This is a genomic window from Leucothrix mucor DSM 2157 (genome assembly GCF_000419525.1).
GTDB lineage: Bacteria > Pseudomonadota > Gammaproteobacteria > Thiotrichales > Thiotrichaceae > Leucothrix > Leucothrix mucor.
The window spans coordinates 11,833-36,407 of sequence record NZ_ATTE01000001.1 but is presented as its reverse complement, the minus strand read 5'-3'; the positions used below and the strand labels follow the sequence as shown (position 1 = coordinate 36,407).

Genomic DNA, 24,575 nt, shown 5'->3' with positions numbered 1-24,575 from the left:
TAGTTGAGCGCTAATCACGACTATCAATATATTAGATAACCCTAATGTTTAACTGTTTTTGAGGCCTGAGTTCAGTTTCCAGCCAGCTGAAACAACTTAAAGTTATTGCACTAATAATTAAAATAAAGGTGCCGTCATGAAATCAGCCCTGCTGCTTTGCCTGACACTGGTTGCCGCTTCCACAGTCAGTTTGGCCAACGAGCCAGTAAAAACAAAGACTTATTCTTTTGGTGTCGTTCCGCAGTTTTCATCTGAACGCATTAGTAGAACTTGGGAGCCTGTGCTTGAGATGCTGGAGAAAGAAACCGGCCTGCAGTTTGAGCTCAGTGGCTCTTTAGACATTCCTGCATTCGAGCGCAGCTTTATAAAAGGCCGCTACGACTTTGCCTATATGAATCCTTATCACGCGATTATCGGGCATGATAGAGAAGGCTATGAGCCCATTATCCGCGATGTAGGGCGTAGTCTATACGGAATTATCGTGGTGAAAAAAGACAGCCCATTTAATGCTATAGAAGATTTGGATGGTAAAAAGGTTGCCTTTCCAGCCCCTAATGCTTTAGGTGCAGCGCTCATTCCCCGCGCCGAATTCAGCCGAAAATATAATATTGATGTGGAAGAAATGTATGTTGGCAGCCACAGCTCAGTCTACCTCAATGTCGCACTAGGGCTCGCTGCTGCTGGTGGCGGTGTCCAAAAGACCTTCTCTCAACAGCCTGAGCAAATTACTAGCCAGCTTCGAATTATTAGCAAAACTCAGGAAGTCCCTCCTCACCCGATTACTGCCCACAAGCGAGTACCGGATGAGGTAAAACAAGCGGTTAGCGATGCCTTTCTTAAAATAGCCGCAACCGAACAAGGCGCTAAACTCCTGAAAAAGATTCCAATGGTTAGCGCAGGAAAGGCCAGCATTCAAGACTATCAGCTACTGAATGAGATGAAGCTCGATGAATTCTACGTGAAATAAGTGACATGAATCTGCGCCTTAAACTCATCTTACCCTTTGCCCTGTTACTGGCTGCTGTTTACGCTTATAGCTCGCTGTATATGATTCCTAGCTATGTCGAATTGGCTAAGAGCAAACAGATCGAGCAAGAGTCAACTTACATCGATTTGCTGTCTACAGCATTACTACCGGATCTCTTAGAAAGTGACTTGGCTAATGTGTACAGCACGCTGGATACGGTTCTGGCAGAGCGTAAGCATTGGTACGCGCTATCGTTATTTAATGTGGATAATATTCGGATTTATCCACTGTCTGAGCGTTACCTCCCTCAGGATATTGCACTGGAATCACTGAATCGTGATGTGATCTTCAATGGCAAGCTGTATGCCACGATACAGCTGAAACTGGATCTTCATCTAACGATTCAGGAAGAAGTCGATTACGTCACACAAATACAGCATTCGATCATGCTGGTTTTATTCGTTATTTTTCTGGCGATGTCGGTCTTTCTCGACGCTTTTATTCGTAAGCCAATGGTCAAACTGGCCAACTTCGCCGACAGAATTGCCAGTGGTGACTACCAGTCGCGACCTGTCATCCACACCAAAGATGAGGTGGGATTACTCGGTAAATCGCTAGAGACCATGCAGCACAAGATCCATGAGCGTGATCTGGAAATGGGCCATTATTCTGACATTCAGGATGCTATTCGTTTTGTACAAAGCAAATTCATTTCTGAGCAAGATGCGGGACACGTTTTCTTAGAACTTAAGGCTCGGATTTTAGGGCTCACTCATTGCAGTGAAGGCCTGATTGGCGAGCTAATGCTGGATAATCAGAAGCAGCCTTATATCGCCCCTTTATCAATTAACAATAAAATTCATTTTTACTCCGGCAATACCATCATCAAAACCTCAAATGATGATAAGCAACAACTTGGCAAGTCGAACTCGTTGTTAGGTCAAGTAATGGCAACCGGTAAGCCGCTGATTGATAATGGCCCCAGCATCCCGAATGACACCTTAGGCTTTTCTCTGGGCGATGATAAAACCGTCAATAATTTCCTAGGGCTTCCACTGTACACAGGTTACCAGTTTGTCGGTATTTTGTGCCTTGTAAACAATGAGCGAAGCTTTAGCCAATCGGTGTTTAGTGAGCTGGAAGTCTTGCTGCAAACACTCGCGCAATTGATTGTGGCATACCGCGAACGTAAAACGTTGATCGACAATGAGGCCCGACTCAGACTGGTTGTGGATAATGCGGTCGAAGGTATTATCTCAACCGATAAAACAGGTACGATTACCAACTTTAACTCCGCTGCCGAGCGGATTTTTGGCTACAGTCAAAATCAAATGATTGGCACGTCAGTCATCTCCTTGGTTCCTGAAGACAATCATACAAGCCATATTGAAGCGATAAAATTCTTACTGGATGACAACCTCAATATCCGCCAGGTCAATAATGAGCTGGAAACTGATGGCTTACACCGCAATGGCAAACTCATTCCACTGGAGCTATCGATCTCAAAGGTAGTCACTCAGCAAGGCCTGCAATACACCGGTATCGTGCGCGACATTACCGAGCGCAAACAACACGAAGCCGAGCTAAACGAAGCCTATGGCGAGTTACAAATAGCCCACGAGCAGCTGGAAGAACAGAACCGTCGCGATGCTTTAACCGGGCTTGCGAATCGCCGTCATTTAGATGAAACACTACAGCTGGAATGGAAGCGTGCTAAGCGCCAGCCGGATAACCCACTGAGCTTTATTCTGTGCGATATTGATTATTTTAAGAACTACAACGACACCTATGGCCACCTCGAAGGCGATGAGTGTTTAAGGCAAGTTGCGCTGGGGATTAAAAACAGCTTCACACGGGAAGTTGATCTATCTGCTCGCTATGGCGGCGAAGAGTTTATGATTATTTTGCCGAATACTCCGGCTGATTCGGCCACCCGACAAGCTGAAAAAATGCGGCAAAATATCTGGGCACGAGCAATAGAACACAAATCATCGCCCGTGGCGGCAAGAGTTAGTATTAGTGCGGGTGTGTATACTATTCACAATACGGAAGGCTTAAGCTTAAAGGCGAGTATCGACTTCGCAGATAAAGCCCTCTATCAGGCTAAAGCCGCTGGCAGGAATCAGGTGGTTCATTATGAAACCCTGAACCCTACCCCAAGCAGCAAACTACACGAATCAGAATAAATTCATACGGGTTGCGGTACGCTTATCGAGCTTGGGCTTTTCCTGCTCTGGCTCTGCTGCTGAGTCGCTTACCGTTTCGGTGACAACCTCTGTCACGACGCCTGTAACGACTTCGTCAACCACCTCACTAACCACTTCTAAAGGCTCTTCGCCCATTGAAATAGCATCCATAAAATCTTGCGCACCCATGATTGGCGCTTTGTCCTCAGATAAGCCAGCGGTAAAGGTATATTTGACTGTTTTAGCCTCTAGCAACGCCTCAATAGTATTGGCAACATCCCAGCTTCGACAACGCGCACTGGTCAGTTCACCAGCGGTAAAACGCATCATCACCGAGCGATTGTTATCTGTGAGCACGGTTAGCATTCCGGTCTCTTCTCGTTTAAACACGCGCTGTATCCGCTCCAAAAGCTCGGATTTTGCTTGGAATTGACTGGCAGTCATTGTGTGAAACACCTCTATACACTTTTTATAAGGAATTTTAACCATCACTCCATGAGTGACCGGCTCCCCATTATTTTTATTTATCAATCAGCCCAGTTCGGTGTATTCACTTTAACTCAATTACTGCCAGATATCACGCATTCACAGGCAAGCTGCTGTCCATTGTTTCAGCACTACTAGCTGCAATCGTCCACCAAGTAAGCAATAGAATGATATTGCCGACCAGAATGTAAGGACAAACCAATTTCACAAGTGCGGCTGTTACTGACGCCTTGTGTGCAGTCATCTGGTAATTGCTGCTTTAAGCGCGTCAACGCAGCGGCATTCAGCTCGGGCACACTAAAGCCTTTATCACCCGCAAAGCCACAACAGCCCTCTTCTTCAGGTTCGATAACTTGTTTGGCACACAAGCCAGTCAGTTTGCGCAAAGTCGCATCCAGTCCCATTTTACGAGCACTGCAAGTGATGTGGAGCGCAATAGATTGCTCTTTTTGCTTAAGCTCCAAATGTGGCAACAAATACTGCTCGATGAAACCGGCTGTTTCAAACACTTTAATCGGCTTGGTGAATTGTTCAATCATGCGCAAGGTGCAAGGGCTGGTATCACACAGCACCGGATATTTACCCTGCTCGCTGGCCTCCCAAAGTACGGCTTCCAACTGCTCAACCGAAGTATTTGCCGCATCTGGATATCCTTTGCTGGCAAATGGCATACCGCAGCACAACTTATCCACCGATGGCGGGATCACCGAACTAAAGCCCGCTTTTTGCAGCAATGAGTCCATGACCGCGCGCAAATCACGAGTTTCTGAATCATTTACCGACGTGCTCATACTACGCGTGACGCAGGCTGGGAAATAAACCACCTTGCCGTTGCCAACCATACTCGCTGACGGCCCTGCACTTTTTGCTTCAAACGACTTTGCGCCGCGCGGCATATAAGGGTGCCAAACGGGAATGCTACCAGCACTCACTTTATTTACACCTTTGCTTACGCTACTTAGTTTTTTCTCACCCAAAATTTTATAGGCCAGATCAGCCGACTTTAAACCAACGCGTGTGGCTGCAGTTAAAGCGCCCATGCTGTTGCCTGCGGTGGTTGCAACTTTGTTTGCCAAATTGCCATGGCGATCGGTACGCAGCTCACGCATTAGCTCGCCAGTATTGATATTCACCGGACAACGCGTGGCGCATAAACCATCCACTGCACAGGTATCAATCGCATCATAATCTAATGCACTTGCCCAGATTTTGGCCGAGTCATCCAATCCTTCTGCCAGTAAACGCGCCTGTTCGCGCACGGCGACAATCCGTTGGCGAGGCGTGAGCGTTAGATGCCGTGATGGGCAAATTGGCTCACAGAATCCACACTCAATACAGCGGTCTACCAAGTCATTAGCAGCCGGCATTGGCTTCAGGTTTTTAAGATGCACATCCGCATCTTCATTCAAAATAACGCCAGGATTGAGCAGGTTTGACGGATCAAACAAGCCCTTCAATGTCCACATCAATTGGTAGGCATCTTTGCCCCATTCCATTTCCACAAATGGTGCCATATTGCGGCCGGTGCCGTGCTCTGCTTTAAGTGAGCCACCGTATTTAACGGCCACCAGCTCTGCCACATCGTGCATAAAGCCTGCGTAGCGATCGACTTCAGCTTGGGTACTAAAATCCTGCGTGAATACAAAGTGCAGATTACCTTCCAGCGCATGCCCGAAAATAATCGCCTCGCTATAATTGTACTTAAGGAAAAGCGCCTGCAACTCACGGGTACCTTGCGCCAAATACTCCATTGGGAAAGCCACATCTTCGATAATAACGGTCGTGCCTTTTTCACGCACGGCACCAACGGCGGGGAATAGACCTTTACGGATATTCCACAGGCGCGCGTATTCAGTAGGGTCAGTGCTGAACTCGGCGGGCATCAATAAATCGTGCTCAGCTAAAGTGGCTTGCACAACGGCGATTTTCTCAGCCAAGGCAGCCGGTGTTTCACCGCGTACATCGATCAGCAAACAAGCCGCCTCATTATCCAACGCTTTTAAGTGCGCGGGCATACCAGGCTTATCTTCTACCGAGCGCAAACCGGCGCGATCCATCAGCTCAACCGCATCGACGGGTTGCGATTTTAACGCCGCCACGCCATTACACGCCGCTTCGATATTGGGGAATAACACCAATGCCGTGGCTTTGTTTGCGTGATCAGGCACAGTGTTATAGGTAATGTCGGAGATAAAGCCCAAAGTACCTTCGGAGCCAATCATCAGATGCTGCAAAATATCAATCGGCTCTTCATAATCCACTAGCGCGTTTAAGCTGTAGCCGGTGGTATTTTTCAGGCGGAATTTATGATGGATTTTATCGCGTAGCGTGGTATCTGACTTCACTTGCAGGGCCATATTGCGCAAGCCATCTAATAACTCAGGATGTGACTTGGCAAAGGCTTCGCAACTGGCATCATCACGCGTATCCAGTACGCTACCATCTGCAAATACAATGCGCATGCCGACCAGAGTTTGATAGCTGTTTTGCGCGGTACCGCAGCACATGCCACTGGCATTATTAGCGGCGATACCACCGATTTTAGCCGCTGCGATGGAAGCAGGATCTGGACCGATTTTACGCCCAAGGGGTGCTAGGTACTTATTAGCTTGTGCGCCGATAATGCCGGGCTGCAAACGAATCTGGCTGCCGCCATTGAGTATTTCATAGTCGCGCCAGCTATTGCCTTCAAGTACAACCAATACGGAATCCGTTACTGCCTGCCCTGAGAGACTGGTACCGGCGGCGCGGAAGGTGACGGCTAATTGGTGCTTATTGGCCAACTTAATCAGCGCAACAATCTCGGACTCATCAACGACTTTAACCACGACTTCCGGAATGAGCCGATAAAAGCTGGCATCCGTTCCGTAAGTCAGGCGATGTAGATCATCCCGATATTGGCGTGAGGATGGAACCCAAGTTTCGAGTTCACGACAAAATACATCATAGTTAGCAGTCTTCATTTTCCATCACTCCAAATCGCAATATTGTCCGTTTTTAGCCACAGCTTACCGTCATTACTGATCTAATGATCAAGGCACCGATAGCGACTAAAAAATATTACCAATTCCACTTATTGGTAAATTGGTCAGTTCAATCATTTTCGACTATTCATCACTACTAAGTCAATTGAAGAAATCAAACACTTAGCAGTAAATAGGTATATATAACAATTATTAAAGCTCAATATAACCTCCAGTAGACTGAAGAAAACACCCTGCGATCTGCTTGCAATCAATTGACGAAGTTATTAGAATGGCCCTATCAATTGGTAAGACCAATAACGAGGAAGTCATGAAAAAACCACGCTTATCTGAGCGCATCGCAGACCAGCTTGAAAGCATGATTGCTGATGGTAGCTTGCAACCTGGCGATCGTTTGCCCGCCGAACGCACACTTGCTGAGCGCTTCGAAGTATCCCGCCCCTCCTTGCGTGAGGGCATACAAAAACTGATTAGCAAAGGTTTGTTATTCACTCGTCCCGGCGGTGGAACCTTTGTGAAAAACTCGGTATCAACCAACTTCAATGATCCCATGGTTGCCATGTTTCGGGAGAATCCCGAATACCGTTTCGATGTATTGGAAATTCGCCATGCCTTAGAAGGCAATGCCGCGTTTTATGCCGCGCTGCGTGCTACCGACGAAGACAAAGCCAAGATACGTGAAAACTATGAAACCATGATCAAGGTGCATGGCAGCAAAGATCCCATGGATGAAGCGCGCGCCGATGCCGCCTTCCATTTATCGATCGTCGAAGCCTCGCATAATCTGGTGTTATTACATGTCATGCGCGGCCTGTTTGAGCTGCTGCAAAACAGTATTACGCACAACCTCGATAAACTGTACACCATTCCCCGTGTGTTTGATCCTCTCAGTACGCAACATAAAGCACTGATGGAAGCGGTGGTAGAAGGACGGCCGGAAGATGCGCGCGAAGCAGCACAACATCACCTTGCTTTTGTGGAAGACTCTATTAAAGAAATTGATAATGATGAAGCCCGCAAAATACGCTCGCTAAACCGATTGAATATTCTTGGTGAGATTGCACGGTGACCGAACAAGCCCAATTAGAAAGGCTACGCTGAGAAAGTAGCTGACATCTGCCGAGAAAAAGGTCTGAGAATATGCAGACCTTGTTTGCTACAACAACTGGCTGCCCGGCAATTTAGATGCTTTCTCATCAAACGTCAGCATAGCCTCACACCCTGTTCTCTGATATCGACTCACCATCAAGCAGTCAGCAAAGTCTGCGGTGTGATTTCGGTAATAATAAAGCGCCTGCTCCAATGTTTCTTCCTGCTCAATCTGAACATCCCGAGACTCTAGCAAGCACTTCATCGTTTCTAATATAGTCTCTTTACTGCACTTTCCATAACTGCGTAACACCCACTCAGTTTCAAGAATTGTAAGCAAACTAATACGTAAAGGTATGCCACTTTTAATCGCCTGCTTGATTCTGTCACGTGCAATAGCAGATTGCTTTTCATCATCATTCAGTAAAAAACGAACAAGCACGTTGGTGTCTAAACCAAACACTGCATTCATTTCCAAGGGCTCATTTGTCCCAAAGGAATTGGTTTTCTATCGGGCGAATGTAACAAACCATGCAGTTCTAGAATACTCCGTCGCTTCGCCCGCATAATGACGGTTCCATCGGGGAGCAATGTGAACTCAATTTTATCTTTTGAATGGAGGTCTAACGCATCCCGAATATCCTTGGGGATTGTGGTTTGACCTTTGCTGGTGATTGTTGCGGATGACATAATTAACTCCTTACTTTTTATTAATTGTAAGGAAAAAGGCTGTTTTTAGCAAGCAACCTCCGTACATCACTATTAATTTTGCAACTACGGGGGCTTGATGAGAATCATCTGAGCCCTTATGTCAAGTCTCCAGCCATCAATGAGAATTCATTCAGCAACGAGATCTTCACCCTCAAACGGCCCCACCCTATATCCCTTCTTCTCCAACTGCTGCAACAGCCCATCCTTACCAATCATATGCAGCGCGCCCACCAGCACCAGCTCAATTTCCGGCGTCTCAAACAGCGCTTCAATCTTAGGCATCCAGTTATTGTTCCGCTCCACCAACAACGCTTCATAAGCATCCGGATAATCCTTCACAAATGGCTCCAGTAACAGTTCGCGATACTTCGCCCGATCACCTGAGCGCCAAGCGTCTTTCATACCCTTCATCATCGCTGGCATTTCTGCCAAATCACGAAGGGTATACATAATCAACTGATCAGGATCATCTTTGCCTATGCGAGCGAAGAGTGACATTTGCTCCTCAATAGTTTCCATCTGGCCCAGTACCTTTTTATCCTCGCGTGCTTTAGTATCGTAAAACTCATCCACGCCCGCATCGATCATACCCATGGCCATTAGCTCCATAGAGGTCAGCATCAAATAAGCACCACTAGGGTTAAAACCGTTGATTACCGTCATTGGTAATCCGCGCGCTTTTGTAAAAGCAGTCAACGCTTCCATGGTTTCAGGCTTTAACACCTTATCCAGTGTTTCCCCATCCTGAGCCATTAGCAGCGGCATGATCAACTGCGCAGTTTCCGGGTCTTTCATTTTCTTAATATCAACTTCAAAGAAAACCGCTTCTGATTGCTTATAGGCCTGTTCGTATTCCTTGGGCAGCGGGTAATCATCCTTGCTTAAGACATGAATCGTGCCGCCAAGGTAAATATGGTTTCCGTCTTTTTCCGCTTTCCACACTGAGCTGTCAGCGACCGCCAGTTGACTCAATAGCGCAGCCGCCAGCGTGACGGATAATAGCGAAAGGGTTCTGGTACATGTGTTGCAAGTAATCATTATTTGTTCCTTATATTCGAGCATCCAATATGCATATCCTTATGAACCTCTGTATATTTAAAGGCCAGAGGTACTCTCAAGATTACTTGCAATTGATTAAAACAACACCATTTAAAGCAACCATCGAACACTACACGCCGCTATTTCGGTAACTTTAGGAATGAAAAATGAAAATAGCTTCGTGGAATTGCGGTGGCGCTTTACGGAAAAAACTGGATCAAGCTGATAGCCTCTCAGCAGATATATTGATTATTCAAGAATGTGAGGACCCAGCTCGCTCAACTCATGCTTACCGGGAGTGGGCGGGTAACTACCTATGGCTTGGTGATTCAAAAAATAAAGGCATTGGCATATTCCCCAAAAACGGCCATCGGGTAACAGCGTTGAACTGGTCAGGAAAATTTGAAATTGCAGGTATCAAGCACCCTTCTGGCAGCTGGACAACCGAAGCGCTTAAACTGTTTCTACCATTTTCAATTAATGATGATTACAAGGTTTTGGGGGTTTGGACTAAGGGCGCAGACTCTCAAGCCTTTGCTTATATTGGACAGCTCTGGAAGTATTTACAGATTCACCGGCAGCAACTTTCAGGCCCACGCCAACTAATCATGGGTGACCTTAATAGTAATGCTATCTGGGATAAATCCGATCGCTGGTGGAATCACTCTAATGTGATTGAAGAGCTTGCCGAATTGGGATTAAGCAGCGTCTATCATTGGCAGCATGGCGAGAATCAGGGAGAGGAATCCCTTGCTACATTCTTCTTATATCGGCGGATGGCTAAGGCTTACCATATTGACTATGCCTTCGCCTCCAAGGATTTATTAGATCGCTGCACACTTGATGTAGGTATACCGGAAGACTGGCTAACTGTCAGCGACCACGTACCCATAACTCTAAAACTCGACACTGCCTAACTACGCAGTCTCCCGAGAGAATTGAATCAGCGCGTCAAAATTCTTAATCACTGCACTACTCCAATCCAAGTAAGCCACTCGGGTCTGCGAGTCAGTATGAACCTGAATATTATCTTGCAGCGGCAGATATTGGCTACCGTTCTCTATCGCTTCAAAATCTGACACCAAAGCAGGGTCGATACCAGCAAAATAGAGGTTAGACCACAGCTGCTTAGTCCCCTGCTCCACACTCGTCTCAAGAAAGTCTGCATTGGCTTGCTCCACCGGAATCGGAGCGCCATCAACTAAGCGCTCGAAGTTGCTAAACCGGCAAGTCTCTTCCGTACAACGATATTGGGCGACGGCTTTATTATTCCAGAATACATTCAGAACCGAAGCCTCCGGGTGGTGCTGATTGAATGCTTCTAACAAGCCTCTTCGACCAAATTCATTGTCAGTCAAATAAACTGAAACGGTTTTCCAACGAGGTGAGTAAGCACCGGTACTTGAGCGATGTAACATATCGGCGTGTCGTATCTGTATAAAGTGTTGCGTATCAAGACTTCCGAGCCAGGCATCACTTAATGGCTGGCTGGTGAAACTTGGACTAGATAGAACTTGCTTACCGACCTGGAGATGGTCGGGACAGATCAGAAAGGATAATGTTGTCATTATATTTGTAATAAACATCTGATTTCAGTCTTCGCAAGCCCGTAGAAATTTTTGTATCGCACAATGAACAAGAACCTAAGGCTCTTACCACAGCTCACTCTGCTAGATCCCTAAAAAATTATTATCTTCACTATAAACTTCTGAGTCAAATTTAAACGTTACGAATGTTTACATTATGCATTAAAGTATCACAATGATGTTAAATAATACATAACAAGGCATATTGGCTAGCGCTCATTACTGCTTATTACTAACCACCTCATCCCAAAATTCTCGCGCCAATTCACTGTGAGGATGCCCCCGTAAACGGATCAAATAAATAGGCATTCTGCCGGTGTAATTGAAGTTCTCAATGGCTAGTTCGACCAATCGTCCATCAGCCACTTCCCGCTGGACCATATGAGCTGGAATGCGCGCCCAGCCCATACTGGCCAATATCAGTGTTTTCTTAATGTGATAATCATTCACAAACCAACGCTGGCCACCGGTTAATACATTGACATGATCTAATGGCGAGGTGCCGGTATCGGAGATTAAGATGTGCGGATATTGGCGCATTTGTGCCTGACTGATCAACGTATCAGGCCCCACTGGAATGTAGTTTGGGGCAGCCACCGTAGTCATATGAATCTGGCTAATTTCCTGAAACTCATAGCGATCATCCAAACCATGATGCGGACCGATGGCCAGATCTGTTTTCTCCAAGCGCAAGCCTTCGAGCACACCCGACATATGCCCCGTTGAAATAGACAGGCGCATATCCGGATGCATCGCCGAAAAGCGCTTGACCGTATTTAACTCCGGTGGAATCACGCAGACCGCACTTAAGCAAATCGATAATCGCTGTTCGATGCCGGTAGCTAACTGATGGCCCAATACCTCCAATTCATGCACTTGAGCGACAAGCTTTTTAGCATCCCTGTAAAACACCTTTCCTGCGCTGGTTAAGCTCGGCCGATAGGCATCGCGGTTAAACAACTGCACACCAAATTCCGTTTCCAACGTCTTAACCGAAGCGCTCACCGTCGATTGCGTTTTAAACAAGGCAGAGGCCGCTGCACGAAAGCTGCCGTGCTCAACCACTGCCACGAATGCCTTTAACTGGTCATTTTTCATGATAGTAAAAACCGATCAGGATAATAGAAACATGTCGTTATCTTGCATTCATATAGATCAATATACTAGCCGCCTATTACAAACAAACGAATCAAAGAGGCACACTTTTGGACATCACACTGTTGGTCTTACTTATGGCGGGGATGATTACAGGATTTTCTAAATTCTCCGTCGGCGGCATGGGCTTATTAATCTTGCCAGTCATTATGATTGCCCTCCCCGGCCCGGAAGCCTTGGGCGTGATTGCGCCAATGTATGTGATCACCGACCTCATGGCCGTTAGTACTTATCGCAAACAAATTGCATGGCGTGTTTTACTCAGATTCTTACCGATTACCGTATTGGGCGTTGGCTTGGGTGGTTGGCTGCTGTCTGGTATTAATCCGGATCAGTTTCAGCTGATGCTGGGTGTTTTGGTGGTGCTCATGTTGAGCTACAGTATTTTTACGGATCACTATCCGAGTAATTTTATGCGCCACCCTACAGCCATCTATATTGCAGGATTGCTCAGTGGTGTCGTGAGCATCATGGCGAATGCCGCAGGGCCGATTGTCAGCTTATTCTTTATGGAGCAAAAGCTGCCTAAAGACGCGTATATGAGTACCCGCGCCTGGTGCATTCTATTAATTAATCTGGCCAAGTTTCCGCCCTTGATCATGCTCGGGCTCATGAATAAGGAAACAATCTTGTTTAGTGTCTATTGCATACCGGGCATGGTGATAGGCGCTTTTATGGGTTATTGGCTGGTTAAGAAGCTAAACCTTAACCAGTTCAAATGGCTAATTCGGGGCATGTCGGCGATCGCAGCCATTAAGTTATTTATGTTTAGTTAGCGGTCAGAAGGTTGGCGGTAGAAATAAATTTTAACTTAATTTAAAATAAATGTTGCACTGCAACATAAGCGTTGATACATTACACCCATGCTGCAGTGCAGCAATGGATCAAAACAACGATCCTAAACATTTAAATATTAACTGAGACTATTATCATGACACAGACATTTGATTTCGAAAAAGCAATGGCACCTTCTAAAGCATTCGCAGCACTGGCTATCGAAAAGTCAGAAAGCCTAATCGCTTTAAACACCGCTCTACTGAACAAGTACAGCGCAATGAGCATTGCTAATGCTAAAGCAGCTCTTGAAGTTAAAGATGCAGAAGCGGCACAAGCTTACTTCGCTAAGCAGGCTGAGTCTGCTAAAGAAGTAATGGAAAGCCTAGTTGAAGACAGCAAAGCTGTTGCCAAGATCAGCGAAGAGTACACAGCTGAAGTTCAAAAACTGGTTGCTGATTCAGTTAAAGCATAAGCTTTAGCCACCAGCGTCATCAGTTGATGAATACGGCCGCAGTACTTCGGTACTGCGGCTTTTTTGTGTCTTTAAAAAAGCTGATCACGACAACAAAAATTATATATTGCGCTGCAGCATTCGGCCTGTTAGATTATGCACATGTTGCGCCGCAACACAAAAGCAACTTTCTTGTATTTACACTGACTGAGACTATTAAAATGACACAAGCATTTGATTTCGAAAAAGCAATGGCACCTTCTAAAGCATTCGCAGCACTGGCTATCGAAAAGTCAGAAAGTCTGATCGCACTGAACACTGCACTGCTAAACAAGTACAGCGCAATGACTATCGCTAACGCGAAAGCAGCGATGGAAGTTAAAGATGCAGAAGCAGCTAAAGCATACTTTGCAGAGCAAAATGCAAAAGCAAAAGAAATCATGGAAGGTTTAGTTGAAGACAGCAAAGCTGTTGCTAAGATCAGCCAAGACTACACAGCTGAAGTACAGAAGCTAGTAACGACTAGCAGCAAAGAAGCTGTTGAAGCAGTAAAGACTGCTGTAACACCAAAAGCATAATTGACCGATAGCCAGTAACTACTGGCTAGGATACGAGAAGCCGCACATTATGTTGCGGCTTTTTTATGCTTCGATAAAACGTATCACCAGCAGTCTGAATTCCGTTTACCCCACGCTCCAAGTCAATTAAAGTTAAAGCGCCCTCAAATAATAAAAATAAAACTCTAAGACCTCCCAATAGTTTATGGGTCTGAAGACTATTACGACATCTATTAGCAATGAAATTACGCTTTAAAATGCTACTACCGTTTATATTACTGTTCAGTATTGTACTGACTGGTAGTTCTCTGTACGTCATTCCAAAGTACGAAAAACAGGTAACGCAAGAAGCGATCACCCAAGAATCAACCTATCTTAAGTTACTGAGCATCACGCTCCAGCCTGCCCTATTACTCAATGATATGGATGCCCTAACTGACTTTTCAGAGGAAATTCTTAGTGAACATAGCAACTGGTACTCGTTAAGCGTACGCGCTTCGGATGAACCTTTAAACTTATCACTGGCTCAGCGCAGCAACGATGATAACGTGAAGCTGAATACCATCACCTCAGACATCATGCTGAGCGGTGGGCGGCGTGGCTCGCTTGAGTTGGCGATGAATATTTCCCAAGGTGTTACCAGCCAACTGGACCATATCCGGCATTTTAGGCGAGCCGCTTTAGGTATCTTATTGTTCTCCATTCTGACCGTCTCGCTGTTTTTGGATAGGCTCATCCTTAGGCCACTAATCAAGCTGGTGAGCTTTGCTGGACAGATTTCTAAAGGTGACTACGAGCAAAAGCAAATCAAGATCGGTACAGATGAGGTCGGCCAACTCGGTGCTTCGCTTGAAGTAATGCGCCAAAAAATTATGGAACGAGACCAAGCCATGCGTCGCGTTTCAGATGTTCAGGATGTCGTGCGTCTGATTCAAAGCAAGCTAACCTTAGATCAGGATATCCAACAAGTTTACGGCTCACTGCAGCAACGCATTCTAACGCTGACCGAGTCAGAAACCGGGCTTATTTGTGAAATCGTAGAAGATGACAACCGAGTTACTTGCATCAATCCCTTATCGCTAAATCATACATTGGGGCTACCCTCCTCTAATCGCCCGGCGAAAATCTGTCCTGAGTACTCACTCCTGAGTGAGGTAGTGAGCCGTGGCTGCATGGTCATTCACAATAACAATGAGTCGCCCAATGAAGAGCTAGGCTTTCCAGTCCCCGCCGGCGTAACCGTTGAACACTTTATGGGCTTACCGCTGTATAACAGCTACCGATTAGTGGGTGTGCTTTGCCTGGTAAATCGAAAACAAGGCTTTAATAAACGACTGGCAAAGGAAATCGAAACCTTACTTCAGCCATTGGCCGGGCTCATTAGCGCCTACCAAGAACGCACCACGCTAACAGAAAGCGAGGCTCGCTTACGACTGCTGGTTGATAATGCCGTCGAAGGAATTGTCACAACAAACGACAAAGGCAACATCATTACGTTTAACCCCGCAGCAGAGCGAATTTTTGGCTATAGCAAAAGCCAAGTGATGGGCCGCTCAATTGGCATTCTGGTGCCACGCGGGCAAATTCAAGAATACATGCTGCAAACGAATAAAATGCTTTCGATCAGTAATTTATCGGGCCTGCAATCTAACAAAGAGTTAGAGGCGGATGGGTTGCATCGCAATGGAAAGCTGATCCCACTGGAGCTTTCAATTACTCAGGTAAAAACGCAACAAGGGATACAGTTTACCGGCATCATCCGCGATATTAGCGACCGTAAACAACAAGAAGCTGAACTCAGCAAAGCTTATGCCGACCTGCAAAAAGCGCATGAGTTAATGGAAGAACAAAACCGCCGTGACTCACTGACTGGACTAGCAAACCGTCGCTTCCTCGATCAGATATTGGCCCGTGAATGGGCACGTACCGAACGCAAAGGCACCAACGAGCTCAGCATTATTCTGTGTGATATTGATTACTTTAAACGCTACAACGATACCTACGGGCATTTAGAAGGTGATGAATGCCTGCGTAAAGTCTCCAAAGTATTAGCCGATAGCTTTACCCGCAAGGTCGATCTGGTGGCTCGCTATGGCGGTGAAGAGTTTATGATCGTACTGCCAGACACCTCAGCCATCGCGGCAATGGCCATGGCTGAAACAATGCGTCAGAATATTCTAGCGCTAAATGTAGAACACAAATCCTCTCCCGTTGCCCCCAACATCACCATCAGTGTGGGTGTGTTTACTGGTGGCCGTGCAGTATCTCGCAATCTGAACAATGCGATTCAACGCGCAGATCAGGCGCTGTATAAAGCCAAAGCAGGCGGCCGTAATCAAGTGATTCACGACTGTAAACCGGCTTGCACCTGCTCACCCGTTTCGGATAACACACTTTAGGCACGAATTTTGCTGAATAAATTAGGTATGCGCTGATCGACAATCAGTCCCTAATTTCAGAACAAGATACGGGCAAGCCTATGAAAATTGAATGGAATCAATATAACCCCTCCCATTTCTATGATGAGCTTATGCTCAGCCCCCACCAACCCCGTGAGCCAAGCTATAAACTGGTGCAATACCTGCGTGGGCTGAGGCGCGATGCCTTTGAACAGTGCATTAACGAAGCTGAAGCGGTCGTTCATGAGATGGGCATTACTTTTACCGTGTATAGCGATGCCGGCAATATAGACCGCCCCTGGCCCTTTGATGTTATTCCCAGAGTGATTCAGGCCAATGAATGGCGACGCACCGAACAGGGGCTAAAACAGCGGATTAAAGCCCTAAATTTGTTCATCCAAGATATTTATAACGAACGCAATATTATTAAAGACGGCATTATTCCCGAAGAAGTCGTGCTTCAATCCAAAGGCTATCGCGAAGCTTGTGTCGGTATTACGCCGCCTCATGGGGTCTGGGCCAATATCTGCGGTTCGGATTTAGTCAGGGATAGCTCCGGCATTATGTATGTGTTGGAAGATAATTTACGCGTACCCTCCGGCGTTGCTTATATGCTGGAAAACCGGAATATCACCAAGCGCGTATTACCGGAAGTTTTCCGCCCATTGAATATTCTGCCGGTCAGTGATTACCCCGCACACTTGTATTCCATGCTGGCGTCACTCAAGCCGGATATGACCAGCCCAACCATCGCCCTACTCACGCCCGGCATTTATAACTCAGCCTATTTTGAACATGCCTACCTTGCTCAACAAGCCGGTTTGATTTTGCTGGAAGGCTCTGACTTGTTTGTCGATAGCGATGACTACGTCTATATGCACACTATCCACGGCCCTGAGCGGGTGGATGTGATTTACCGGCGCATTGATGATGAATTTATAGACCCTGAAGTCTTCCGTAAAGACTCCCAATTAGGAATTCCGGGACTGATGCGCGCTTGGCAAGCAGGCAATGTTGCGATCGCTAATGCACCCGGCTGCGGCGTGGCTGATGACAAAGTCATCTATGCCTATGTACCGGATATGATTCGCTATTACTTGGGTGAGGAGCCAAGCTTGCCCAGCGTGCCCACTTGGCTATGTCGTCGTCCAGATGAGCTGGAACATGTTTTGGAAAATCTGGCCGACCTGGTGGTAAAGCCTGCCAATGAGTCCGGTGGCTATGGCATGTTAGTCGGCCCACACTCAACAGCCGAAGAAGTTGAAGCCTTCCGCAAGCTGATTATTGCCGATCCCAATAATTATATCGCCCAACCCACATTGGACCTCTCAGTCACGCCAACCTGCTGCGAGAACAAGGTCGAACCACGCCACATTGATTTACGCCCCTTTATTTTAAATGGTGAGGACATCTACGTAACACCCGGCGGCCTGACTCGCGTTGCCATGCGCAAAGGCTCTTTAGTCGTGAACTCATCCCAAGGTGGCGGCAGTAAAGACACTTGGATCGTCGATACCACTCGTTATCAGGAGGAAGCGTAATGTTATCAAAAGTTGCCGAACGCGTTTACTGGATGGCCCGCTCCTTAGAGCGCACTGAAAACACCGCCCGCCTGATCAGCGTACACACCAGCTTGTTAATGGATATGCCCGCTGAAATGGAAATCAACTGGTTTACACTGGTAAAGATTTTCAATGCTGAAAGCCTCTATCACGAGCTGCACCTGACGATTAACGAGCCGGACATCATGCATTTTTTGGTGGCCGATGAGAATAACCCCTCCTCCTTAATCAGCTCCTTAAGCAGTGTGCGGGAGAATGTGCGCACCACGCTGGATATCTTGCCGGAAGATATGTGGGAGCAAGTTAACCAAGCGCATTTGCTGATTAAAGAAACGGTTCCGACCATTCGCAATCGCCACCGTCGGCAGCTGATGCTGCGACGCGTGATTAGTCACTGTCAGGCCATCCTTGGCGTATTAGAAAGTCATTTGTGCCGCAATCATACTTACGACTTTGTGCAGACGGGTAAGTACCTGGAACGCGCCGATATGACTAGCCGAATTCTGGAAATGACCTCGCTATTATTATCCGATGCCCGCAGCGATACCTTGCGCCAATATGAAAGCATTCTATGGACTAATGTATTGCAATCGCTCAGTGCTCATCAGATGTATTTGCAGCATATGCGCCCGCCGGTTAAAGGGGATAATGTGCTGCGTTTTCTGGTGCAAAGTGATGTATTCCCACATGCCATTCGCTATGCGGTGATGCAAATTGCGGTGTATGTGGAGCACTTGCCAACACCAAAACAGGTGTTGATCACCCAGAAAATTGTGCTAAAACACTTGATGTCGGAAGATGTGGGGAGCATTCCAGCTGAGGAAGTGCATATCCTGATGGATTACTTACAATCTGAACTCACGGAACTGCATGTTCAAATCGCCCAGACTTGGTTTACGCCACAGGTGCAAGCGGATTAGTGCCTTATAGCAAGCTCTGAACAAATGCCAAAGCACGCGCTTCCGACCACATCACATTGCCTTTGAGTGGTTGGTAAAAGCCAACATGGCCGCCGTGCTTTGGTACTTCCATCTGCAAGCAGGGATTATCGTCGACTAACTGATAGGGATAGCATTCTTTCGATAAGAAGGGATCGTTAGCCGCATTCACAATTAAGGTCGGTACGCGAATATCGGGCATAAAAAACGTGGCACTGCACTGCTGATAATAGTCATCCGCATCTTTAAAACCATGCATCGGCGCAGTAAACACATCATCAAACGTTGGCAGGCTATTTAGCTTGTCGATATCCGCAAGATCAAAACCATTGGCTTCCAGCAAAGCACGCTTGTCATAGACTTTTTGCTTGAGGCTTCGTACAAAATTTTGCGTGTAGATTTTATTGAAGCCCTTAGCCAATTGATGGCTCGCCGTTTTGAGGTAACACGGTGTTGAAAACACGCACACGCCTTTGATGGACTCGGCAATGGCATCGCTCTGCTCACCAGCATATTTCAGTGTTAGATTGCCACCGAGACTAAAGCCCATCAAAAATACCGAATCATAGGCTTGCAGGCTTTCTACATGCTCGACAACCGTTGCCAAATCCTCACTGGCACCGGAGTGATAATATTTCATGGTGCGATTGACCGCGCCAGAACAGCCTCGGTAATTCCATGCCAACACATCAAACTCATGCTGTTTAAATAAGTCCGCCATGCCCTGCACGTATTGCGCTTTGGAGCTGGACTCAAGGCCATGCGAGATAATCAACAGTTTGCGATGACCGCCCTTTACCCAATCTAAATCCAGAAAATCATTATCCGGCGTTTCAATGCGCTCCCGCTGGTAGGCTTGCTTTTTAATGGGTCGAAATAAATACGGCAGCAAGGTATCGAGGTGACCATTGCCCAAGTTCATCGGTGCATTATTATGATTCATGTTGGATAAACTGCTCAAACTTATAACGTCGTAATTTTGGCTTTAGCACTTTGGCGGCTTCATAAGCGTAAAACAGCAGTACCAAGGAAACCATGAACACCATAAACATGGGAACGGATTCCACCCGACATAACAGCTCAAGCTTAGTGATGATGGCCGCTGATTGCACGGCAGCTAACGATTCATATTTACTAAAGCCAGCAATAATCAGTAGCACAAGCCCGATCAGGCCGGAACCTAAAACCATGCCCAGATGACTACTCAGCGCCTGATAATGGCGGTTATCTTCCTCAAAAAATACCTGCTGGTGAAATGCTATCGGCTGGCCTTCTAAAATTTCAGCCTTACACACTGGCGGCAGTAATTTGGCGCTATGTGTACCCGCCAGCACTTCAAAGGTGATGTGTTGATTCGGCGCGATATGATCAAAGTTAACCACCAGATCATGCGCTTTCTCAACAAATACCGGATTCACATCCTCACTGGCAAACTGCTCAGTGTGTGAAACCAACTCCATATTCTCGAAGCCGAGCTTAAACGGTTCGCGAAAATCCTGTGGGTATAGCGTCTTATTGCCGTGATTAAACAGCGTGATTTGATAGCGAATAAAGTGAGAAACCGGCGTTTCCAAAAAGACTAATTCAACGCCTGCGGGGCTATTGGCTTCGATGAGCGTATTGGAGTAAATCACGGTTAACGCTTTGACTGAGCGATTTTTCAGATAGGCATAAATGCCAAACAGAAAGCCTGCTACGCCAATAATAATTGAAATCCATTCCAAACTATTAAGCCTCTTTATACGCCACAACTGGGGGGAATTTTATCACTTCGTGCTGATTTGAATTCATCTTAAAAGCTGGTTTACCCAGATACAAGGTTTAGACCGTGTTTATTTGGTGATGGCAGAATTACACCATGGGATTTGCATTTGCAAATACTGCCTGTGCTAAAATCCAACCTTAATTATCATAATCGAGGGACTGACAATGCTTAAGTGGGAAGATGTGCTCGCGTTTGCTAAAAACGGCAATCCAACACCGGATAAGACGGTTACGTTGAGCGAGGCAGAATGGCGTAAAAAGCTAACGCCAGATCAGTTTCAGGTCACTCGCTTAAAAGGCACCGAGCGCCCGTTTAGCTCTGAGATGTGTAGCCTGTTTGAGCCCAGCATTTACAGCTGCGTGTGCTGCGATACTTTGTTATTTGACGCGACTGAGAAATTTGAGTCCGGCACCGGCTGGCCTTCATTTACCCAACCGCTGAAAGAGAATGGCGTGTCGTATCATCTGGATCGCAGTATGGCCAGTGATCGCATCGAAACGCTGTGCAATACCTGTGGCGCACACCTAGGCCATGTATTCCCTGACGGCCCACCACCGAGCGGATTGCGCTATTGCATGAATGCGGTCGCGCTGAAAAAAGTGGACTAATCGCTTAACAGCCAAAAGACACCATCAAAAAAGCCGCAATCATCTGCGGCTTTTTTGTGTGCTTAATCTAGCCTAACGATTAAGCAGCAGTCATCTCAGTCATCACTTCATCCAGCGTGCTAACCATCTGAGTAATCTCAGCTTCCGTTAAATTCAGCGCAGGCACAAAACGCAGTGCGTGAGTTTGCGGTGCATTGATCAGCACTCTTCGCTCCATGCATTTCGCTGAAATCACATTGGCATCCAATGTGCCAGTATCCAGCGCCAGAATCAGGCCCATGCCGCGCACTTTACCCAAACCAAATTTCGCAGACAACGCATCCAGCTCTTTCGTCAGTTGCTCACTGCGCGCATTCACCATTGGCATAAAGTCAGGCTCAGCCAATCGTGTCAGAATTGCCAGCGCCACAGATGTCATTAGCGGGTTACCGTTGTAAGTACCGCCCTGCTCGCCAGGTTCAAACACGCAACAAGATGATTTAGCCAGCAATGCAGAAATCGGCACGCCGCCACCCAGGCCTTTACCCAAGGTCATCACATCTGGCTCGATGCCAAAAGCTTCATAACCAAACATGTGACCAGTACGGCCAACGCCTGTTTGTACTTCATCCACAACCAATAGCAGATTGTGCTCATCAGCTAATTTACGCAGGCCTTGCATAAAGGCTTTTTCCGCTGGAATAACGCCGGCTTCACCCTGAATCGGCTCCAGCATAATCGCAACCGTTTGGTCATCAATCGCTGCTTCAACTGCGGCCAGATCATTATAATCAACCTTAGTGAAACCCGGTGTTTTAGGCTCAAACATCGGTGCAAACGCGGCTTTACCACTGGCTGCCATCGTCGTTAGCGTACGGCCGTGGAATGCGCCATTAAAGGTAATGAATTTATACGCGCCATTCTTATTAACCTTACCCCATTTACGGGCCAGCTTAATTGCGCCTTCATTGGCCTCTGCGCCGCTATTGGCGAAGAATACCTGATCAAATACCGAATGCTTCACCAGCATATCCGCACATTCAACCATCGGGCCGTTATAAAATGCAGGGCTGGCATTAATCAGGCGCGTTGCCTGCTTGGTCAATGCTTCGGTAATTTCCGGTGGGCAATGCCCCAACGTATTCACCGCCCAGCCCTGAATGAAATCCAGATAGCGGTTACCCTGACTATCAATCAGCCAACTGCCTTCTCCTAGTTCAAATACAATGTCTGGCCGCTTGGCAATCTGCATGATTGAATCGTATGCTGTCTTCATCGGGTTTCCTTATTAATCAGCGAATTTTGTGTTAGTAATGGACAATGCTACACCGCAATCAATAAGCTGTATAGACTGCCGCGAACATCCTGAGACTCTGTCTGCGGTTATTAATTCTAGTCGATCAAAAAGGCTCCGTTATGTCGCAAACCGCCAACCTCATTCACACCTTAAAGCGCCTGCTAAAACAGCATGGCAAAACCTATGCGGATGTGGCTGAGTGCTTAGCGCTTTCTGAGGCCAGTGTTAAGCGCTTGTTTTCAGAACAGAACTTATCCCTGCAACGCTTGGATGCGATTTGTGGCTTACTGGAAATTGAGATTTCAGACCTAGTGCGCACCATGCAAGCCGAACACAATACCTCGATCAGCGAACTCACCCATGAGCAAGAAAAGAAAATCGCGGATAATCTCGACCTGTTAATGATCACGGTGTATGTGCTCAATCGCTGGAGCTTAAAGGATATTACCAGCCGCTATAACTTCACCGAAGCCGAATGTATTCGCCACCTGATTCATCTGGATCGCTTGCGGATTATTGAATTGCTACCGGGTAATCGCATCAAGCTATTAGTCTCGCCTAACTTTAAGTGGCGCGATGATGGCCCGATTATGAAGCTGTTCTTAGCCAAGATTGAAACTGAATTTTTCCGCACGAATTTCAGCCGTGAGACGGAGAAACTGGTCGTACTCAATGGCATGTTAAGCGATGCCAGCAATGCCCTATTCCAGCGTAAAATGGCGCAGCTCGCTAAAGATTTCGATACGCTGAGTAAAGATGATGCCGATCTGCCGATTGGCCAACGCAAGGGCTATACCTTATTAGTCGGCCTGCGTGACTGGAACTACGAGCGCCTGTTTGGCCAACAGCGTAGGACTTGAGCCTGCACAAGCGAATTTATACAAAGCCCCTCCCTTGCAGTCGCTCAATCACTTTGTCCGTTTTTCTTACAATACCGAAACAAAGTATCGAATAATAATACCTAAAGGCGTGTAATTTTCATTTATCGACATGTTTGTTGCTCCAATCAATACTATTCACCTAATCTTCAGTCATCGAAACACAACACACTAAAACAACACGATGCGAGGAAACACTATGAGCGATGCAACATTACAACCGAATTCGACTAGCTGGTTATTATTCGTGAAGCTGACCTTCGGAATCTCAATCGCAGCCATGGCCGCTTTTATCTTCTTTATGGAAGGCAGCTTATTGATGAGAGGTTACCTGGCGCTGAACTCTCTGTTCCTGATCAGCTCCACCATCATGATGTCAAAAACCATGCGTGATGAGCACGAAGCACAAAGCCTGATCCACAAGATCAGCGAAGCGAAAACCAACAAAATCCTGAAAGAATACACGGAATAAGGTGACGGCCATGATGCAACTTATCTACAAATTATCGACCGCCATTCGTGGTGGAACCCGTGAAGCGCTGGAGTCAGCAGTCGACACCAATGCGATTCGGATTATGTCGCAGGAAATTTACGAGTGTGAAACCAACCTCACCGAGTCCAAGCACCATTTGGCCGAGGTCGTCGCTCAAAAGCTTAGCTTGAAGCGCCAGCTCAATGCGCAACAAGCATCGATCAGAACGCGTGAAGCCAGTATTCGCAGCAGCTTAGAGCAAGGCAATGAAGCCAAAGCCATGCAGCAAGCCGGTGAGCTGGCACAGCAGGAAAGCTTTCTGGCACGCCAGCAAGAGCAGTTCGATAAGCTGGAAGAATACGAGCACACCCTACTGCAAAAGCTGAAAAATACGGCCTATGTGCTGGGCCAATATCGCAGCGAACTGAGCATGGCCAAAGCCACGCAACAGGCGCAAAAGTCGATGGGGAAAATCTCAGTACACGCCAATCAACATGGCGACGCGTTTTCCAGAATGCAGGAATCTCTGGACCGGATTCGCCAGAAACATGAGGGCTTTGATGATCACCTGCAAGCGATGCAGGATATTGATGCACAACTAAAAGGCGAGCCAGACAGACAACAACAAAACCAACAACAAGCCGAAGCCGTACTGGCTCGATTTAAATAATAACAATAAGCTTACCTGCG

The 24,575-nt window shown here is 46.8% G+C and carries 24 protein-coding genes; 14 read left to right on the top strand and 10 right to left on the bottom strand.

Going from position 1 to position 24,575, the window contains the following annotated elements; genetic code table 11:
- Positions 1-136 precede the first annotated feature (136 nt).
- The gene (locus LEUMU_RS0100160) at positions 137-967 is read left to right on the top strand and encodes a phosphate/phosphite/phosphonate ABC transporter substrate-binding protein (protein ID WP_022950246.1); all 831 of its coding nucleotides are present in this window, start codon (positions 137-139) and stop codon (positions 965-967) included.
- Between the two features lie 5 nt (positions 968-972).
- Entirely contained in the window at positions 973-3,153 is a 2,181-nt protein-coding gene (locus LEUMU_RS27600; RefSeq protein ID WP_022950245.1) for a diguanylate cyclase, read from the top strand.
- On the opposite strand, the gene LEUMU_RS0100150 is transcribed toward LEUMU_RS27600, so the two are convergent.
- Both LEUMU_RS0100150 and LEUMU_RS0100145 read right to left on the bottom strand, forming a co-directional pair.
- On the bottom strand, positions 3,145-3,597 hold the full coding sequence (locus LEUMU_RS0100150) for a hypothetical protein (protein WP_022950244.1): 453 nt from the start codon (positions 3,595-3,597) through the stop codon (positions 3,145-3,147). The genes LEUMU_RS27600 and LEUMU_RS0100150 overlap by 9 nt on opposite strands.
- 176 nt (positions 3,598-3,773) lie before the next feature.
- A complete protein-coding gene (locus LEUMU_RS0100145; RefSeq protein WP_022950243.1) occupies positions 3,774-6,602 on the bottom strand; it encodes an FAD-binding and (Fe-S)-binding domain-containing protein in 2,829 nt (942 codons plus the stop codon).
- 331 nt (positions 6,603-6,933) lie between these two features.
- Here LEUMU_RS0100145 and LEUMU_RS0100140 point away from each other — a divergent pair, with 331 nt between their 5' ends.
- Positions 6,934-7,692 carry an FCD domain-containing protein gene (locus LEUMU_RS0100140; RefSeq protein ID WP_026744352.1) on the top strand — a complete coding sequence of 253 codons (759 nt, stop codon included), beginning with the start codon at positions 6,934-6,936 and terminating at the stop codon, positions 7,690-7,692.
- 87 nt (positions 7,693-7,779) lie between these two features.
- Here LEUMU_RS0100140 and LEUMU_RS0100135 read toward each other — a convergent pair whose 3' ends face one another.
- The 3 genes from LEUMU_RS0100135 to LEUMU_RS23890 form a co-directional block, all read right to left on the bottom strand.
- The gene (locus LEUMU_RS0100135) at positions 7,780-8,184 is read right to left on the bottom strand and encodes a type II toxin-antitoxin system VapC family toxin (protein ID WP_022950241.1); all 405 of its coding nucleotides are present in this window, start codon (positions 8,182-8,184) and stop codon (positions 7,780-7,782) included.
- Positions 8,181-8,402, bottom strand: a complete 222-nt coding sequence (locus tag LEUMU_RS0100130; protein ID WP_022950240.1) for an AbrB/MazE/SpoVT family DNA-binding domain-containing protein — start codon at positions 8,400-8,402, stop codon at positions 8,181-8,183. Before LEUMU_RS0100130 ends, LEUMU_RS0100135 begins: the two co-directional genes overlap by 4 nt.
- A 147-nt stretch (positions 8,403-8,549) precedes the next feature.
- Positions 8,550-9,461 carry a TraB/GumN family protein gene (locus LEUMU_RS23890; protein WP_022950239.1) on the bottom strand — a complete coding sequence of 304 codons (912 nt, stop codon included), beginning with the start codon at positions 9,459-9,461 and terminating at the stop codon, positions 8,550-8,552.
- A 167-nt stretch (positions 9,462-9,628) separates the two neighbouring features.
- Here LEUMU_RS23890 and LEUMU_RS0100120 point away from each other — a divergent pair, with 167 nt between their 5' ends.
- A complete protein-coding gene (locus LEUMU_RS0100120) occupies positions 9,629-10,378 on the top strand; it encodes an endonuclease/exonuclease/phosphatase family protein (RefSeq protein WP_022950238.1) in 750 nt (249 codons plus the stop codon).
- Here LEUMU_RS0100120 and LEUMU_RS0100115 read toward each other — a convergent pair whose 3' ends face one another.
- On the bottom strand, positions 10,379-10,879 hold the full coding sequence (locus LEUMU_RS0100115; protein WP_022950237.1) for a hypothetical protein: 501 nt from the start codon (positions 10,877-10,879) through the stop codon (positions 10,379-10,381).
- Between the two features lie 387 nt (positions 10,880-11,266).
- Positions 11,267-12,145: a LysR family transcriptional regulator gene (locus tag LEUMU_RS0100110; RefSeq protein WP_022950236.1), complete on the bottom strand. Its 879-nt coding sequence runs from the start codon at positions 12,143-12,145 to the stop codon at positions 11,267-11,269.
- A gap of 107 nt (positions 12,146-12,252) precedes the next feature.
- On the opposite strand from LEUMU_RS0100110, the gene LEUMU_RS0100105 reads away from it, so the two are divergent.
- The 6 genes from LEUMU_RS0100105 to LEUMU_RS0100080 all read left to right on the top strand — a co-directional run bounded on the left by LEUMU_RS0100105 (position 12,253) and on the right by LEUMU_RS0100080 (position 18,868).
- Entirely contained in the window at positions 12,253-12,978 is a 726-nt protein-coding gene (locus LEUMU_RS0100105) for a sulfite exporter TauE/SafE family protein (protein ID WP_022950235.1), read from the top strand.
- A 155-nt stretch (positions 12,979-13,133) separates the two neighbouring features.
- Positions 13,134-13,451 (top strand): TIGR01841 family phasin, encoded by a 318-nt coding sequence (gene phaP, locus LEUMU_RS0100100; RefSeq protein ID WP_022950234.1) that lies wholly within the window; start codon positions 13,134-13,136, stop codon positions 13,449-13,451.
- Between the two features lie 65 nt (positions 13,452-13,516).
- The gene (locus tag LEUMU_RS0100095) at positions 13,517-14,008 is read left to right on the top strand and encodes a phasin family protein (protein WP_169446317.1); all 492 of its coding nucleotides are present in this window, start codon (positions 13,517-13,519) and stop codon (positions 14,006-14,008) included.
- Positions 14,009-14,226: 218 nt separating this feature from the next.
- Entirely contained in the window at positions 14,227-16,386 is a 2,160-nt protein-coding gene (locus LEUMU_RS27595) for a diguanylate cyclase (RefSeq protein WP_022950232.1), read from the top strand.
- 80 nt (positions 16,387-16,466) lie between these two features.
- Positions 16,467-17,927 (top strand): circularly permuted type 2 ATP-grasp protein, encoded by a 1,461-nt coding sequence (locus LEUMU_RS0100085; RefSeq protein ID WP_022950231.1) that lies wholly within the window; start codon positions 16,467-16,469, stop codon positions 17,925-17,927.
- Complete coding sequence (locus LEUMU_RS0100080) at positions 17,927-18,868, top strand: alpha-E domain-containing protein (RefSeq protein WP_022950230.1); 942 nt, start codon at positions 17,927-17,929, stop codon at positions 18,866-18,868. The genes LEUMU_RS0100085 and LEUMU_RS0100080 overlap by 1 nt, the downstream gene beginning before the upstream one ends.
- A gap of 4 nt (positions 18,869-18,872) precedes the next feature.
- Here the strand turns inward: LEUMU_RS0100080 and LEUMU_RS0100075 are convergent, their stop codons facing one another.
- Together LEUMU_RS0100075 and LEUMU_RS0100070 are read right to left on the bottom strand one after the other, a co-directional pair.
- Complete coding sequence (locus tag LEUMU_RS0100075) at positions 18,873-19,829, bottom strand: YheT family hydrolase (protein ID WP_022950229.1); 957 nt, start codon at positions 19,827-19,829, stop codon at positions 18,873-18,875.
- On the bottom strand, positions 19,819-20,610 hold the full coding sequence (locus LEUMU_RS0100070) for a hypothetical protein (RefSeq protein ID WP_022950228.1): 792 nt from the start codon (positions 20,608-20,610) through the stop codon (positions 19,819-19,821). The genes LEUMU_RS0100075 and LEUMU_RS0100070 overlap by 11 nt, the downstream gene beginning before the upstream one ends.
- A gap of 205 nt (positions 20,611-20,815) precedes the next feature.
- Between LEUMU_RS0100070 and msrB the strand changes: the two genes are divergently transcribed.
- A complete protein-coding gene (gene msrB / locus LEUMU_RS0100065) occupies positions 20,816-21,259 on the top strand; it encodes a peptide-methionine (R)-S-oxide reductase MsrB (RefSeq protein WP_022950227.1) in 444 nt (147 codons plus the stop codon).
- 79 nt (positions 21,260-21,338) lie between these two features.
- Here the strand turns inward: msrB and LEUMU_RS0100060 are convergent, their stop codons facing one another.
- On the bottom strand, positions 21,339-22,514 hold the full coding sequence (locus tag LEUMU_RS0100060; RefSeq protein ID WP_022950226.1) for an acetylornithine transaminase: 1,176 nt from the start codon (positions 22,512-22,514) through the stop codon (positions 21,339-21,341).
- Positions 22,515-22,654: 140 nt separating this feature from the next.
- Between LEUMU_RS0100060 and LEUMU_RS0100055 the strand changes: the two genes are divergently transcribed.
- From LEUMU_RS0100055 to LEUMU_RS0100045, 3 genes are all read left to right on the top strand, one after another.
- The gene (locus tag LEUMU_RS0100055) at positions 22,655-23,395 is read left to right on the top strand and encodes a helix-turn-helix domain-containing protein (RefSeq protein ID WP_022950225.1); all 741 of its coding nucleotides are present in this window, start codon (positions 22,655-22,657) and stop codon (positions 23,393-23,395) included.
- 217 nt (positions 23,396-23,612) lie between these two features.
- Complete coding sequence (locus LEUMU_RS0100050) at positions 23,613-23,885, top strand: YiaA/YiaB family inner membrane protein (protein ID WP_022950224.1); 273 nt, start codon at positions 23,613-23,615, stop codon at positions 23,883-23,885.
- Positions 23,886-23,895: 10 nt separating this feature from the next.
- Positions 23,896-24,555, top strand: coding sequence for a PspA/IM30 family protein (locus tag LEUMU_RS0100045; RefSeq protein ID WP_022950223.1), 660 nt, complete (start codon positions 23,896-23,898; stop codon positions 24,553-24,555).
- The last annotated feature ends 20 nt before the right edge of the window (positions 24,556-24,575 follow it).